This window comes from Streptomyces sp. NPDC086766 (assembly GCF_044746005.1).
Lineage (GTDB): Bacteria > Actinomycetota > Actinomycetes > Streptomycetales > Streptomycetaceae > Streptomyces.
The window spans coordinates 35,820-50,387 of the sequence record NZ_JBIVBI010000019.1 but is presented as its reverse complement, the minus strand read 5'-3'; the positions used below and the strand labels follow the sequence as shown (position 1 = coordinate 50,387).

The window sequence follows — 14,568 nt, the reverse complement described above, 5'->3', positions numbered from 1 at the left end:
ATGTGCCCATCAGACGGACACGCTCGACTCTGCGCTCTCCCGTTCGGTCATGTGCATGACTTTGCCAACTCGTCATGCCTTACTTGTCAGTTGACTCCTGACGGTCGGTGCTCTTCGGAGCTTCCGGGGCAACCGGCGTCTCCGCGGTCCCCGGCGTCCCGGTCGCCTCGGGCGTCTCCGGGGCGGGGGCCTCCGCAGCGTCCTCGGCCGACTCGGCGGACTCGGCCGCGGCGGGCTCCTCGGCCGACTCCGAAGCCGACTCGGACTCGGCGGCGGGCTCCACGGCCGGCTCGGTCGCCCCAGCGGCCTCCGCCGACTCGGTCACCCCAGCGGCCTCCGCCGACTCGGTCACCCCAGCGGCCTCCGCCGGCTCGGTCACCCCAGCGGCCTCCGCCGACTCGGTCACCCCAGCGGCCTCCGCCGGCTCGGTCGCGGGCTCCACGGCAGCCGGGGACCCGGCCTCCGCGGACTCCACCTCCGCGGCCACCGCCGCCGAGGTCGCGGCCGACTCCGCCAGGACCTCGTCGGAGACCAGCTCCGCCGCCTCCTTCGCGGCCGACAGCAGCACCGTCTCCTGCGGGGCCTGGTCCTCGAAGTTCTCCGGGTGGTGGCAGGCCACCTGCTGACCGGGCTTCAGCTCCTTGAGCGGCGGCTCGGTCGTCCGGCAGATCTCCGTGGCCTTCCAGCACCGGGTGTGGAAGCGGCAGCCGCTCGGCGGCGCGATCGGCGAGGGGACGTCGCCCTTGAGCAGGATGCGCTCGCTCTTGGCGTTCTTGCGCTTCGGGTCCGGGATCGGCACCGCCGACATCAGCGCCTTGGTGTACGGGTGCATCGGCGCCCTGTACAGCGAGTCGCGGTCCGCCAGCTCGACGATCTTGCCGAGGTACATCACCGCGATCCGGTCCGAGACGTGCCGGACGACCGAGAGGTCGTGCGCGATGATCACGTACGTCAGGCCGAGCTCCTCCTGGAGGTCGTCGAGGAGGTTCACCACCTGCGCCTGGATCGACACGTCCAGCGCGGACACCGGCTCGTCGGCGACCACGAGCTTGGGGTTGAGCGCGAGCGCGCGGGCGATGCCGATGCGCTGGCGCTGACCGCCGGAGAACTCGTGCGGGTAGCGGTTGTAGTGCTCGGGGTTGAGCCCGACCACCGACAGCAGGCGCTGGACCTCCTTCTTGACGCCGCCCTCGGGCTGGACGCCCTGGAGCTTGAAGGGGGCCCCGACGATGGTTCCGATGGTGTGGCGGGGGTTCAGCGACGAGTACGGGTCCTGGAAGATCATCTGCACGTCGCGGCGCATCGGGCGCAGCCCGCCGACGCCGAGGTGCGTGATGTCGTTGCCCTCGAACTCGACCTTGCCCGCCGTCGGTTCGAGCAGCCGGGTGATCAGGCGGCCCATCGTCGACTTGCCGCAGCCCGACTCGCCCACGACGCCCAGGGTCTCGCCCTTGCGGACCTCGAAGTCGATGCCGTCGACGGCCCGGACCGCGCCGACCTGGCGCTGCAGCAGACCCTTCCGGATAGGGAAGTGCTTCTGCAGCCCGGTCACCTTCAGCAGGACCTCGTCCGACGGGGCCTTGCCGTCGAGGGTGGCACCGTCACTCTGCGCAGGGATGCTCACTGCCTTTTCCTCGCTCACAGCTTCGGCGCAATCTCTTCGGTCCAGATACGCTCCCGCTGCTCCTGCGTCATGTGGCAGGCCGCCCAGTGCCCGCGGCCGACCTCGGTCAGCTCGGGGCGGACCGTGCGGGTGACGTTGTCCTTCGGGAGGTCGGCGTACGGGCAGCGCGGGTTGAAGGCGCAGCCGGACGGGACGTTGATCAGGGAGGGCGGGGAGCCCTTGATCGGGATGAGCCGGTCGGTCTGCTCACGGTCGAGCCGCGGCATCGAGCCCAGCAGACCCCAGGTGTAGGGGTGACGCGGCGCGGAGAACACCTCGTCGGCCGATCCGCGCTCCACGCAGCGGCCGCCGTACATGACCAGCAGGTCGTCGGCGATCTCGGCGACCACACCGAGGTCGTGCGTGATCATGATGACCGCGGAGCCGAACTCCTTCTGCAGATCCCGGATCAGGTCGAGGATCTGCGCCTGCACGGTGACGTCCAGGGCGGTGGTCGGCTCGTCGGCGATCAGCAGTTCGGGGTTGTTCACCAGCGCCATCGCGATCATCGCGCGCTGGCGCATACCGCCGGAGAACTCGTGCGGGTAGCTGTCCACCCGCTTGCCCGGCTCCGGGATGCCCACCCGGTCCAGCATCTCGATCGCGCGCTGCCGGGCGACCTTCTTGGTGACCTTGTGGTGGACCCGGTAGGCCTCCACGATCTGCGCCCCGACGGTGTAGTACGGGTGCATGGCGGACAGCGGGTCCTGGAAGATCATCGCCATCTTCCGGCCCCGCAGCCGGCGCACCGCGTCGGGGTCGGCGCCGATCAGCTCCTGCCCGTCCAGCCAGACCTCGCCGGACACCTTGGCGTTGGCCGAGCGGTGCAGGCCCATCAGGCCCAGCGAGGTGACGGACTTGCCCGAACCGGACTCGCCCACGATGCCCAGGGTCCTGCCCCGGCGCACGTCGAAGCTGACGCCGTCCACGGACTTGACCAGACCGTCGTCGGTGTCGAAGTGGATGCGCAGATCGCGAACGGAGAGGAACGCGTCGTCGGCATCGGAGGGGGCGACGGGGGCCGGTTCGCCCAGCGCCGCCTTGTCGAGCTTGCTCACGAGTACCTCACGCGGGGGTCGATGGCTGCGTACACCAGGTCGACGAGGAGATTGCAGAAGACGATGAAGAACGCGGCGACCAGGGTCACGGCCATCACGATGGGCAGGTCGTTGTCCTTGATGGCCTGGATCGAGTACGCACCGATGCCCTGCAGGGAGAAGACGGTCTCGGTGAGCACCGCGGTACCGACGAGGGTGCCGAAGTCCATGCCGAAGATGGTGACGATCGGGGTCAGCGTGGACCGCAGACCGTGCTTCGTCACGACCGTGCTCTCCCGCAGGCCCTTGGCCCTGGCGGTCCTGATGTAGTCCTCGCTCATCGTCTCCAGCATGCCCGCGCGGGTGAGCCGGGCGTACGTGGCGGAGAAGAGGAACGCGAGGCTGATCCAGGGCAGCAGCATGTGCCAGGCCCAGTCGGCCGGGTTCTCGGTGAACGGCACGTAGTCCGTGCTGTCCCAGATGGGCCACTGGTAGACGAACAGCGCGTTGATGACCTGACCGGTGAAGAAGATCGGGAGGGAGACGCCGGCGAGCGCGATGAACATCGAGATGCGGTCGACGGGCTTGCCCTTGCGCAGCGCCGAGACGACACCGGTGGTCACACCGAAGATCAGCCAGATCACCGCCGCGCCGACGGCCAGCGAGAAGGAGACGGGGATGCGCTTCAGGAGCTGCGGCCACACCTCGACGTGACTCTTGAAGGAGTAGCCGAAGCACGGGGCGTCGCAGTGGGAGGCATCAGGACCGAACTTGAAGTCGGCGCCGACGAACAGGCCCTTGATGTAGTCCCAGTACTGGATGTAGATGGGCTGGTCGAAACCCAGGTTCTTCTTGATCGCGGCGATGGACTCGGGGTTGGCGTCCTTGCCGACGTACTGGGTGGCCAGCTGAGTGGCTGTCTGGCCGCCCAGGCGGGGGACCAGGAAGAAGATTGCGAAGGTGACTGCGCTGACCACCAGCAGCAGTACCACGGCGCCGAAGACGCGTCGGATGATGTACGCAGCCACAGCTGTGCGGCTCCGGGTGGCCGGGACGGAGTGTGTCCGTCCCGGCCACCCGGTGCCTTCACCTGCCTTTCAGGAATCCGGCCTGCTGGTTACTTCGAGGAGCCCAGCAGCGTGTAGTCGTACATGCCGAGGTACGCCTGCGTGACCGTGACGTTGGTCGCGGACGTAGGCCTGATCAGCAGGTTCTTGCGGTAGATCAGCGGGACGACCGAGCCGTTGTCCATGACCATCTTGTCGATGTCGCCCCAGGCCTTGGTGCGGGCCGCGGAGTCGGTGTTGGCGATGGCGTCGGACAGAGCCTTGTTGATCTTCGGGTCGTTCAGCTCCATCAGGTTGTTGCCGCCCGAGGGCTTGATGGCCGAACCGTCGATGATCTGGTCCAGGAAGCCGTAGCCGGTCGGCCAGTCGGCGCCCCACGCCATCATCATCATGCCGAGCTTGTGCTGGTGGACGTAGCTCGGGACACCGGCGAAGTTGGCGAAGTACTTGCCGGAGGGGAACTGCTTGATGTCGACCGTGATGCCGGCGGCCTTCAGCGAGTTCTGGATGGCCGTGGCCATCGCCACCTCGACGGGGCGGTCGGAGCGGGCCGTCAGCGTGGTGGCGAAGCCGTTGGGCTTACCGCACTGCTTCAGCTCGTCCTTGGCCTTGGCCACGTCGCCCTTGCTGCCCGGGGTCGCGTAGCTGTCGAACTTGGTGTAGCCGTTGACCGACGGCGGCAGCAGCGTGGTGGCCACGTCGCCCTTGGGCGAGCCGCCCGCGGCGTCGATGACCGACTGCTTGTCGACGGCCCACTGGACGGCCTTGCGGCAGTGGACGTTGTCGAACGGCTTCACGTGCAGGTTCAGCGCCATGTAGCCGGTGGCACCCGCGTACGAGTTGTCCGTCTGCTTGGCGTACTTGCCGCTCAGGACGCGCGGCTGGGTCTGCGCCTGGACACCGGCACCGGTGATGTCGGCCGTGGTCTTGTCGGCAAGCAGGTTGTTGTCGATCGAGACCGGGTTGACCTTGAACTTGACGTTGATCTTGTCCGGCAGAGCCTTGCGGATCGGGTCCGTCTTCGGGTCCCAGTTCGGGTTGCGGACGAGGCTGGCGCTGGCGCCCTCCTCGTACGAGGCGAACTTGTAGGGGCCGGAGGAGACCATGTGCTGGACGTACTTCGCGCCGTCGTCCTTCGCCTGCGGCACGGGGGCCGTCTGGGAGAAGGTCGCCAGGTAGTCGAAGTCCGCGAAGGGCTTCGCCAGGTGGAAGACGATCGTGGTGTCGTCCGGCGTCTCGATGGACTTCAGGCCCTCGGGCGACTTGTCCTTGTAGGGGCCCTTGTACTTGTCGCCGCCCTCGAGGTACGCCTTGAAGTAGGTGGGACCGTTGGACAGGGCCTCGGGCGCGAAGTTGGAGCGCTCGATCGCGTACTTCACGTCCTTGGACGTGATCGGGGTCCCGTCCTCGAACTTCAGGCCCGAACGCAGGTGGTAGGTCCAGGTCTTCGCGTCGGAGCTGGCCTTGCCGAGGGAGGTCGCGAGGTCCGGGACGACCGTGAGGCCGTCCTTGCCCGCGGCCGGCTTGAACGTGACGAGCGTACGGGCGTACAGACGCGAGAAGTTCTGCACGAAGCCGTAGTACGTGTTGCCCGGGTCCAGGGAGTCCGGCACGTCCGAGTCCTCGAGGTTGACCGTCCCCCCCTTCTTGCTCGACGCGTTGACGATGGAGTCCAGCGCCGCATCCTTCTTACCGCCGCCACCGGCGCCCTTGTCACTGCCGCCCCCGGGGCCGCACGCAGCGGCACCCAGGGAGAGCACCATGACGGACGCCACGGCCGCGGTTACCCTTCTCGTCTTCACGTGAGGAAGACCCCCTCTATCGATGGATCACTTGCTGCGAGGGTCGAGGGCGTCACGCAGCCCGTCACCCAGCAGGTTGAATGCCAGGACGGTGATGAAGATCGCCAGACCGGGCACGAACATGAACTGCGGATCGGCTGTGTACAGATCCACGGCGTTGCTGAGCATTCCGCCCCAGGAGGCCTGCGGCGGAGCGATACCCACTCCGAGGAAGCTCAGCGCGGCCTCGAAGAGGATGTTCGTCGGGATGATCAGCGTCGAGTAGACGAGGATCGGCGCGACGAGGTTGGGGAGCAGTTCTCGGAACAGGATGTACGGGCCGCGGGCCCCGAGGCTCTGCGCGGCCTCGACGAACTCCCGCTTGCGCAGGCTCATCGTCTGGGCGCGCACGATGCGGCCGATGTAGGGCCAGCTGAAGAAGCCGATCACGAAGATCAGCACGCAGATGCGCAGCGAGAGTCCGTCGAGGCCGAAGAAGCCGTCCTGCACGGAAGCCGAGATGGCGATGGCGAACAGCAGCAGCGGGAAGGCCAGGAAGGTGTCCATCAGCTTGCTGATGAGGCTGTCCACCCAGCCGCCGTAGTACCCGGCGACGACACCGAGCACCACACCGATCATCACCGAGAGGAGGGTGGCGCCGCCGGCGACCAGGAGGGAGACCCAGGAGCCGTCGATGATGCGGGCGAGCATGTCACGGCCGTACTGCGGCTCGATGCCCAGCGGGTGGGCCATGCTCATACCGCCCCAGGCGCCCTTGGGGGCCAGCAGGGCGGGGTCGATGAGGTCCTGGTGGAACTTGTCGGGGTCGAGCCCGAAGGCCCACTCGATCGGCTTGGCGAACACCGCCATGAGGACGAGCAGGATGACCACGACGCCACCCGCCACGGCCACCTTGTCCCGCTTGAACCGCGTCCAGGCGATCTGGGTGAGTGAACGCCCTTCGATCTGGCTCTTCTTGGCCCCGGCGAGCACGGCCTCAGGCTGCGCTTCGGCCTCCGCCCCCGTGGTCTCGATCGGTGCGGTCACAGTGACCTGACCCCTCTCGCGCCGGTGGTGACCGGCCTTTGCCCGCCGCTGTGGGCGGCTTGGTTCGCTTACCTGCTGCGCGGCGACCGCCGATGGTTGCGGCCCAACTGTCCAGCGGATCCGTGGATTGGTTCGATCACAGGATCGATGGCCTCGCGTCTGAGAGGCGAGTCTTCAACGGGCTCACGATCACTCGCCAGAGCTGACCGGGAATGTATGCGCAACCGTGATGCTGTCCTGGGGATTCCGTTATCCGAACGGCAGATAACGGCCCTCGGACGCGGTGCAGTTGGGACAGAACGGCAAAACTGCACCTTTTGCCGCCGTTCGTCCGCGGTCTACGCGGGGAGATGTGCGCGAACCGTGACGACGGTGCGGTGGAAGTGTGCGCGGCCGGTTCAGTAGCCGCCGTGAACCGGCGGGTAGCCGTACCCGGCCGCCGGGGCCTGGACGGGGGCCGCGTGGGCCTCGCGGTCGTAGAACGGGCGCGCCTGGGCGCGCAGCCACATCGCGACCGGGTCGTACTCGTCGGACATCGCGACGGTCGACACCGGCAGGCCGTCGGGGACCGCGCCGACGGACTGCTGCATCATCGCGCGCACCGAGTCCACGGCCTGCGGTGAGGTGTCGTACACGTCCAGGCCGATGGCGAGGTAGGGGGCGCCGAGCGCCGGCTGCACCCAGGCGCGGCGCAGCGAGCGGACCGCGGGCGTGCGGTGCGCGTTCTGCGTGAGCAGGGCGTAGAACTGGGGGATCTCGATGGCCGGTTCCGTCAGCCGCAGCGGGCCGGCCGGCTGGCGGTCCAGGCCGGCGGCGATGCGCCGCAGGTCGAGCCAGGGGATGCCGACGCCGCCGCCGGGGGCGTGCGGGTTGAGCCAGAGGCCGTAGTGGTCGGGGTAGAGGGTGCGGGCGACGTCCAGGCCGTCCACCACCTCGTACGACCGGTTCCAGCCGCTGGCCGACAGCTCCTGGGCGGAGGTCACGCAGGGCGCGTAGCCGTGGCCGTCGGCCTCCATGTGGCCGTACTGGGCGTCGGGCGAGCCGGCCTGGCCGTGCCAGAGCAGCATCCAGACCTGGCCGGAGGAGGGAGTGGCGAGGGCACGCAGGAGTGCCTCGTAGGCGTCGTAACGCCCGGGCGTGACCTGGCGGAGCATCTGCTCGACCTGCCCGGCCGCGGCCGTGCCGCTTGCGCTCACCTTGAACCGCCCCTCTGTGCAACCCCTCGACCCGGCCGTGCCCCTCGGGCCTGTGGTGAAAGTCCCGCCTGCCCTCGCGGCAGGCCCCAGGTCCTGGCGCCGCACGGCGGGCGGGAGTTTGACGACAGGGCCTAGCTTAAGCCCGCCCGGGAGCCCGGGACGCCTGCCGTCCTCGCGCGGCCGCGGGCCGTCCGCGGGCCGCCGCGCGATCCCGCACGCCCGTCCGGGAGGCCCTCAGTTGCCGTGCTGGTAGAAGGGCCGCACCTTCTCGCGCATCCACTCGCCCACCGGGTCCTGGGCCGCGTCCAGGAGGATCAGGTTGACCGGCCACGGGGCGGGGGCCCGGCCGAGCGCGCGGCCGAGGGCGTCCATGGGGCGGATGCGCAGGTCGCCCTCCCACTGGGAGAGCTCGACGCCGACGAACAGGACCGGGTCGGCGGTCTCGATGACGGCGAGGCAGCGGCGGGCGCTGAGCACCACGCCCGTCCCGGCGAACTCGGCGGAGGCGGCGGAGAGGAAGTCCACCGGGTCGTCCTGCCAGTCGGGTTCGTACAGGCGCACCCGGCCGCCGCTCGCGGGGCCGTCGAGCGGGGTCAGGCCCGTCCGGCACAGTTCGGCCACGACGGGCGGGGGCAGCGGGATGCCGACCACGCCGTCCGGGTTGAGGGCCAGCCCGACCTGCGGGGGCAGGCCGCGCGCGAACTCCACGGCGGGCGCCACGGTGTAGGGCATCTGGGAGCCGGCGACCTGGCGGAGCTGCTCCTCGGAGCTGAACACCGGCACGTAGGCCTGGCCCTCGACCTCCAGCGTGGGCAGGTCGAGCGGGCCGCTGTGCGGGCCGCCGCCGTTGGGCAGCGGGACCCACACGAAGCTGCGCCCGAGGACCTCGACGATCCGTGCGCCGGCGGAGGGGACGCCGAGGGAGGCCGACAGCACCTCCTCCAGCTCGTTGCCGGGCCATCCGCCGTGCGGGTGGGGGTGCGCCTGTGCCGGATAGTCCGCGGGAAGATCCGCGGGGAAGTCCGCCGGGAAGTCCATCTGCCTACCGCCTGCTGGGAACCACTGCTCTGACCGGCAAGGCTAGCGGGTGCCGGGGCCGGGGCGCCTTGCCGGGCTCCCACCGACCGGAGCCGGTCAGCCCGTGAAGCCGATCCGGCGCAGCGCGTCCGCCGCGTCCCGGTCGAGCAGGGTCGCCGAGCCGCACCCCTCCGGCAGCTCCCCCCGCTCCACCGCGCGCAGCAGCCGGGCGGCGGCCGTGCGGTGGCGCAGGAAGGCGTACCGCGAGACGCCGCGGCCGCGCTCGCGCTGGCCGGCCAGCGCGGTGTCCGGGGTCACGTCGAGCAGGACCAGGTGCATCGTGCCGCCGCCGCGCCGGGCGGCGCGGGCCAGCCAGCCGCGCACCCAGGCCTGGGCCCCGCAGTCGTGCACCACCACTCCGCCGCCGGCCCGCAGGGCGCGGCGCAGCCCGGCGTAGTGGGCGAGGCGGACCAGCGGGCGGTAGAGCGCGTACGGCAGGAGGCGGGGCGCCCGGGCGTCCCAGCGGTCGCGGGTGTCCTGCGAGTCCACGCGCGCCCCGCGCACCGCGCGGCGCATCAGCGTGGACTTGCCGCTGCCGGGCAGGCCGGTGATCACGACCACGTCGCCGGGGCCGAAGAGGAGGGCGCGGGGGCCCCGGCCGGCCCGGTCGCGCAGATCGCGGACCACGGGCGCGGGGCGCCCGCCGCACCGCCGGCCGGCCGCGGGCCGCCGGGACAGGGCCAGGCCCCGCTCGGGCAGCGCGAGGGCCGGGGTGGTCGCCTGCGCCGTCGTCCTCTTCACCGTGATCGTCCTCCCCTGGGCTCAGTCACAGTTCCCCCTCCCCGCCGAGTGTAAAGAGACGGTAATACGGGGGGTCTCGCGTTTTCGTACGCGTACCGCCACAGACCGGTTACAGACGCGGCCTGCCAGGATCGGGCCGGGCGTGCAATGATGTGCGCGCCAACTGCATACCGGCCGTTTGAATCCGCGCGGGAGAGTTCCCAGCAGGCCGCTGGGGCGCCGAAGGAGCAAGTCCCTCCCTTGAATCTCTCAGGCACCATTACCGCGTGGGCGAGGCACATCTGAAAAGCGGGCCGCTGCCGCAGTGGCTCCACCCAAGGTGCAAGCCGTGACCGTCCGTCCACCGGCGGGTCATGGCGAACCTCTCAGGTTCCGATGACAGATGGGGAGGAACGTTCCTCGCCCTCCCCCATGCCCGGCTCTGCTCGCGCGGGGGGACCCCATCTCCCTGGGAGACCGACCGATGAGCAGTACCGAACCTTCCGAGAAGCGCCGTACCGCGCTCGATGCGCTGCATCGCTCGCTCGGCGCGACGATGACCGACTTCGCCGGCTGGGACATGCCGCTGCGCTACGGCTCCGAGCGGGACGAGCACCTCGCCGTGCGCACCAGGGCGGGCCTGTTCGACCTGTCCCACATGGGCGAGATCACGGTCACCGGCCCGCAGGCCGCCGAGCTGCTGAACTTCGCCCTGGTCGGCAACATCGCCTCCGTCGGCACGGGCCGCGCCCGCTACACCATGATCTGCCGGGCCGACGGCGGCATCCTGGACGACCTGATCGTCTACCGCCTGGCCGAGACCGAGTACATGGTCGTCGCCAACGCCTCCAACGCCCAGGTCGTGCTCGACGCGCTGACCGAGCGGGCGGCCGGCTTCGACGCCGAGGTCCGCGACGACCGGGACGCCTACGCGCTGATCGCCGTCCAGGGCCCCGAGTCCCCCGGCATCCTCAAGACGCTGACCGACGCCGACCTGGACGGCCTGAAGTACTACGCGGGCCTGCCCGGCACGGTCGCGGGCGTCCCGGCGCTGATCGCCCGCACCGGCTACACCGGCGAGGACGGCTTCGAGCTGTTCGTCGCCCCGTCCGACGCCGAGAAGCTGTGGCAGGCGCTGACCGACGCGGGCGCGCCGGCCGGGCTGGTCCCGTGCGGGCTGTCCTGCCGGGACACACTGCGCCTGGAGGCGGGGATGCCGCTGTACGGCCACGAGCTGTCGACCTCGCTCACCCCCTTCGACGCCGGGCTCGGCCGGGTGGTGAAGTTCGACAAGGAGGGCGACTTCGTCGGGCGCGAGGCGCTGGCGGCCGCCGCCGAGCGCGCCGCCGCCGAGCCGCCCCGGGTCCTCGTCGGCCTGGTCGCCGAGGGGCGCCGGGTCCCGCGCGCGGGCTACCCCGTGGTCGCCGGCGGCGAGGTGATCGGCGAGGTCACGTCCGGCGCCCCCTCTCCCACGCTGGGCAAGCCCATCGCCATGGCGTACGTCGACGCAGCGCACGCCGCGCCGGGCACGGCGGGCGTCGGCGTGAACATCCGGGGCAGCCACGAGCCGTACGAGGTCGTGGCGCTGCCCTTCTACAAGCGCCGGAAGTAGAGACTGGGAGCGGTCCGGGCGGGCGCACGGCCCGGTCGGCGCCCTCCGGCGTCCGTCCGCGCGCGGCGGCCCGCCCGCGGGCTCCCGTCCGCGCGTCCGTGACGCCGGGCACGCCCTTCCCGCTCACCGGCGGTTCCAGCAGCCTCCCTCTTCACCAGCACTCCCCCGCGTACAGGAGAATTCAGGTCATGAGCAACCCCCAGCAGCTGCGTTACAGCAAGGAGCACGAGTGGCTGTCGCCCGCCGAGGACGGCGTGTCGGCGGTCGGCATCACGGAGCACGCGGCCAACGCGCTCGGCGATGTCGTGTTCGTCCAGCTCCCCGAGGTCGGTGACACGGTGTCCGCGGGCGAGACTTGCGGCGAGCTCGAGTCGACCAAGTCGGTCTCCGACCTGTACTCGCCCGTCACCGGCGAGATCACCGAGGTCAACCAGGACGTCGTCGACGACCCCTCGCTCGTGAACTCGGCCCCCTTCGAGGGCGGCTGGCTGTTCAAGGTGCGCGTCGCCGGCGAGCCGGAGGAGCTGCTCTCCGCCGACGAGTACACCGCCTTCACCGCCGGCTGAGGAGTCGTAGCCGTATGACTGTCCTGAACACGCCCCTGCACGAGCTCGACCCCGACGTCGCCGCCGCGGTCGAGGCCGAGCTGCTCCGCCAGCAGTCCACGCTGGAGATGATCGCCTCGGAGAACTTCGCTCCGGTCGCGGTCATGGAGGCCCAGGGCTCGGTCCTCACCAACAAGTACGCCGAGGGCTACCCGGGCCGCCGCTACTACGGCGGCTGCGAGCACGTCGACGTGGTCGAGCAGATCGCCGTCGACCGGATCAAGGAGCTCTTCGGCGCCGAGCACGCCAACGTGCAGCCGCACTCCGGCGCCCAGGCGAACGCGGCCGCGATGTTCGCGCTGCTCAAGCCGGGCGACACGATCATGGGTCTGAACCTCGCGCACGGCGGGCACCTGACCCACGGCATGAAGATCAACTTCTCCGGCAAGCTCTACGACGTGGTCGCCTACCACGTGGGCGAGGACGGCCGGGTGGACATGGCCGAGGTGGAGCGGCTGGCGAAGGAGGCCCGGCCGAAGCTGATCGTGGCCGGCTGGTCGGCCTACCCGCGGCAGCTCGACTTCGCCGCCTTCCGCAGGATCGCGGACGAGGTCGGCGCGTACCTCATGGTCGACATGGCGCACTTCGCCGGCCTGGTCGCCGCGGGCCTGCACCCCAACCCGGTCCCGCACGCCCATGTCGTCACCACGACCACCCACAAGACGCTGGGCGGCCCGCGCGGCGGTGTGATCCTGTCCACGGCCGAGCTGGCCAAGAAGATCAACTCCGCGGTCTTCCCCGGTCAGCAGGGCGGGCCGCTGGAGCACGTGATCGCCGCCAAGGCGGTGGCCTTCAAGGTCGCGGCGAGCGCGGACTTCAAGGAGCGGCAGCGCCGTACCCTGGACGGCGCCCGCATCCTGGCCGAGCGCCTGGTGCGGGACGACGTCCGCGCGGTCGGCGTCGACGTGCTGTCCGGCGGCACGGACGTCCACCTGGTCCTGGTCGACCTGCGGAACTCGGAGCTGGACGGACAGCAGGCCGAGGACCGGCTGCACGAGGTCGGCATCACGGTCAACCGCAACGCGATCCCGAACGACCCGCGTCCGCCGATGGTCACCTCGGGCCTGCGGATCGGCACGCCCGCCCTGGCGACCCGCGGCTTCACGGCCGAGGACTTCGCCGAGGTCGCGGACGTGATCGCCGAGGCGCTGAAGCCGTCCTACGACGCCGAGGCGCTCAAGGCACGGGTCAAGGCCCTGGCCGACAAGCACCCGCTGTACCCGGGGCTCGGGAAGTAGCCGTCCCCCGCGTTTCGGGCGGGCACCGCGCACACTGAGGTGAGCGCGGCGCCCGCCCACCCGCGGGCCCCACCCACGCCCCGAACACGACCCCGCACTCGCACCCAGCGCCCGCCCCGCACCACCGCACCACCCCCGTATGGAGGAGTCCCCGTGGCCATCTCGGTCTTCGACCTGTTCTCGATCGGCATCGGCCCGTCCAGCTCCCACACGGTCGGCCCGATGCGCGCGGCGCGCATGTTCGCGCGCCGGCTGCGCAACGAGGGCCTGCTGGAGGAGACGGCGTCGGTCCGGGCGGAGCTGTACGGCTCCCTCGGCGCCACCGGCCACGGCCACGGCACGCCCAAGGCGGTGCTGCTCGGGCTCGAGGGGGACTCCCCGCGCACGGTGGACGTGGAGAGCGCGGACGAGCGCGTGGAGGCCATCAAGAGCTCGGGCCGGATCAGCCTGCTCGGCGAGCACGAGATCGCGTTCGACTTCGACGCGGACATGGTGCTGCACCGGCGCAAGGCCCTCCCCTACCACGCCAACGGCATGACCCTGTGGGCCCACGGCGCCTCGGGGGACGAGCTGCTCGCCAAGACGTACTACTCGGTCGGCGGCGGCTTCGTCGTGGACGAGGACGCGGTGGGCGCCGACCGCATCAAACTCGACGACACGGTCCTGAAGCACCCCTTCCGCACGGGTGACGAACTGCTGCGCCTGACCAAGGAGACGGGCCTGTCGATCTCCTCGCTGATGCTGGAGAACGAGCGGGCCTGGCGCACCGAGGAGGAGATACGCGCGGGCCTGCTGGAGATCTGGCGGGTGATGCGGGAGTGCGTGGGGCGCGGCATGTCCCGCGAGGGCATCCTGCCCGGCGGACTTCGGGTGCGCCGCCGCGCGGCCGTCACCGCACGCCAGCTGCGCGCCGAGGGCGACGCGCAGGCCCGCTCGATGGAGTGGATCACGCTCTACGCGATGGCGGTGAACGAGGAGAACGCGGCCGGCGGCCGGGTCGTGACCGCCCCCACCAACGGCGCGGCGGGCATCATCCCCGCGGTCCTGCACTACTACATCAACTTCGTCCCCGGCGCGGACGAGGAGGGCGTGGTCCGCTTCCTCCTCGCCGCCGGCGCGATCGGGATGCTGTTCAAGGAGAACGCCTCCATCTCCGGCGCCGAGGTCGGCTGCCAGGGCGAGGTCGGCTCGGCCTGCTCGATGGCGGCGGGCGCGCTGGCCGAGGTGATGGGCGGCACCCCGGAACAGGTCGAGAACGCCGCCGAGATCGGCATGGAGCACAACCTCGGCCTCACCTGCGACCCGGTCGGCGGCCTGGTCCAGATCCCGTGCATCGAGCGCAACGGCATGGCCGCGGTCAAGGCCGTCACCGCCGCCCGCATGGCGATGCGCGGCGACGGCTCCCACAAGGTCTCCCTCGACAAGGTCATCAAGACCATGAAGGACACCGGCGCCGACATGTCCGTCAAGTACAAGGAGACGGCGCGGGGCGGGCTGGCGGTGAACATCATCGAGTGCTGACGCG

Annotated in this window: 12 protein-coding genes and 1 riboswitch; of the genes, 4 read left to right on the top strand and 8 right to left on the bottom strand. The window is 70.6% G+C overall.

The window, feature by feature from the left end; all coding sequences use genetic code 11:
- Positions 1–79 precede the first annotated feature (79 nt).
- The 8 genes from ACIPM1_RS28390 to ACIPM1_RS28355 form a co-directional block, all read right to left on the bottom strand.
- Complete coding sequence (locus ACIPM1_RS28390) at positions 80–1,624, bottom strand: ABC transporter ATP-binding protein (protein ID WP_402439357.1); 1,545 nt, start codon at positions 1,622–1,624, stop codon at positions 80–82.
- Positions 1,625–1,638: 14 nt separating this feature from the next.
- Positions 1,639–2,721 (bottom strand): ABC transporter ATP-binding protein, encoded by a 1,083-nt coding sequence (locus ACIPM1_RS28385; protein WP_402439355.1) that lies wholly within the window; start codon positions 2,719–2,721, stop codon positions 1,639–1,641.
- A complete protein-coding gene (locus ACIPM1_RS28380) occupies positions 2,718–3,728 on the bottom strand; it encodes an ABC transporter permease (protein ID WP_356187829.1) in 1,011 nt (336 codons plus the stop codon). Before ACIPM1_RS28380 ends, ACIPM1_RS28385 begins: the two co-directional genes overlap by 4 nt.
- Before the next feature lie 89 nt (positions 3,729–3,817).
- Positions 3,818–5,530 (bottom strand): ABC transporter substrate-binding protein, encoded by a 1,713-nt coding sequence (locus ACIPM1_RS28375; protein ID WP_402439452.1) that lies wholly within the window; start codon positions 5,528–5,530, stop codon positions 3,818–3,820.
- Positions 5,531–5,596: 66 nt separating this feature from the next.
- Positions 5,597–6,595: an ABC transporter permease gene (locus ACIPM1_RS28370; protein ID WP_402439353.1), complete on the bottom strand. Its 999-nt coding sequence runs from the start codon at positions 6,593–6,595 to the stop codon at positions 5,597–5,599.
- Between the two features lie 398 nt (positions 6,596–6,993).
- Positions 6,994–7,791, bottom strand: coding sequence for an enhanced serine sensitivity protein SseB C-terminal domain-containing protein (locus tag ACIPM1_RS28365; RefSeq protein WP_356187825.1), 798 nt, complete (start codon positions 7,789–7,791; stop codon positions 6,994–6,996).
- Between the two features lie 234 nt (positions 7,792–8,025).
- On the bottom strand, positions 8,026–8,829 hold the full coding sequence (locus tag ACIPM1_RS28360) for an enhanced serine sensitivity protein SseB (RefSeq protein WP_402439351.1): 804 nt from the start codon (positions 8,827–8,829) through the stop codon (positions 8,026–8,028).
- Between the two features lie 96 nt (positions 8,830–8,925).
- On the bottom strand, positions 8,926–9,615 hold the full coding sequence (locus ACIPM1_RS28355; RefSeq protein ID WP_402439450.1) for an AAA family ATPase: 690 nt from the start codon (positions 9,613–9,615) through the stop codon (positions 8,926–8,928).
- Between the two features lie 173 nt (positions 9,616–9,788).
- Positions 9,789–9,884, top strand: a riboswitch (glycine riboswitch).
- A 188-nt stretch (positions 9,885–10,072) separates the two neighbouring features.
- Here ACIPM1_RS28355 and gcvT point away from each other — a divergent pair.
- From gcvT to ACIPM1_RS28335, 4 genes are all read left to right on the top strand, one after another.
- Positions 10,073–11,200 carry a glycine cleavage system aminomethyltransferase GcvT gene (gene gcvT, locus ACIPM1_RS28350; RefSeq protein ID WP_402439349.1) on the top strand — a complete coding sequence of 376 codons (1,128 nt, stop codon included), beginning with the start codon at positions 10,073–10,075 and terminating at the stop codon, positions 11,198–11,200.
- Positions 11,201–11,388: 188 nt separating this feature from the next.
- On the top strand, positions 11,389–11,766 hold the full coding sequence (gene gcvH / locus ACIPM1_RS28345) for a glycine cleavage system protein GcvH (RefSeq protein ID WP_356187817.1): 378 nt from the start codon (positions 11,389–11,391) through the stop codon (positions 11,764–11,766).
- 14 nt (positions 11,767–11,780) lie between these two features.
- Positions 11,781–13,043 (top strand): serine hydroxymethyltransferase, encoded by a 1,263-nt coding sequence (glyA, locus tag ACIPM1_RS28340; RefSeq protein WP_402439347.1) that lies wholly within the window; start codon positions 11,781–11,783, stop codon positions 13,041–13,043.
- A 153-nt stretch (positions 13,044–13,196) separates the two neighbouring features.
- Positions 13,197–14,564 (top strand): L-serine ammonia-lyase, encoded by a 1,368-nt coding sequence (locus ACIPM1_RS28335; RefSeq protein ID WP_402439345.1) that lies wholly within the window; start codon positions 13,197–13,199, stop codon positions 14,562–14,564.
- The last annotated feature ends 4 nt before the right edge of the window (positions 14,565–14,568 follow it).

What these genes read in the sequence shown, in the direction of transcription:
- ACIPM1_RS28360 (WP_402439351.1), bottom strand. Translation starts at nt 8,829, where the DNA reads ATGGACTTCCCGGCGGACTTCCCCGCGGATCTTCCCGCGGACTATCCG.
- glyA (WP_402439347.1), top strand. Translation starts at nt 11,781, where the DNA reads ATGACTGTCCTGAACACGCCCCTGCACGAGCTCGACCCCGACGTCGCC.
- gcvT (WP_402439349.1), top strand. Translation starts at nt 10,073, where the DNA reads ATGAGCAGTACCGAACCTTCCGAGAAGCGCCGTACCGCGCTCGATGCG.
- ACIPM1_RS28375 (WP_402439452.1), bottom strand. Translation starts at nt 5,530, where the DNA reads ATGGTGCTCTCCCTGGGTGCCGCTGCGTGCGGCCCCGGGGGCGGCAGT.
- gcvH (WP_356187817.1), top strand. Translation starts at nt 11,389, where the DNA reads ATGAGCAACCCCCAGCAGCTGCGTTACAGCAAGGAGCACGAGTGGCTG.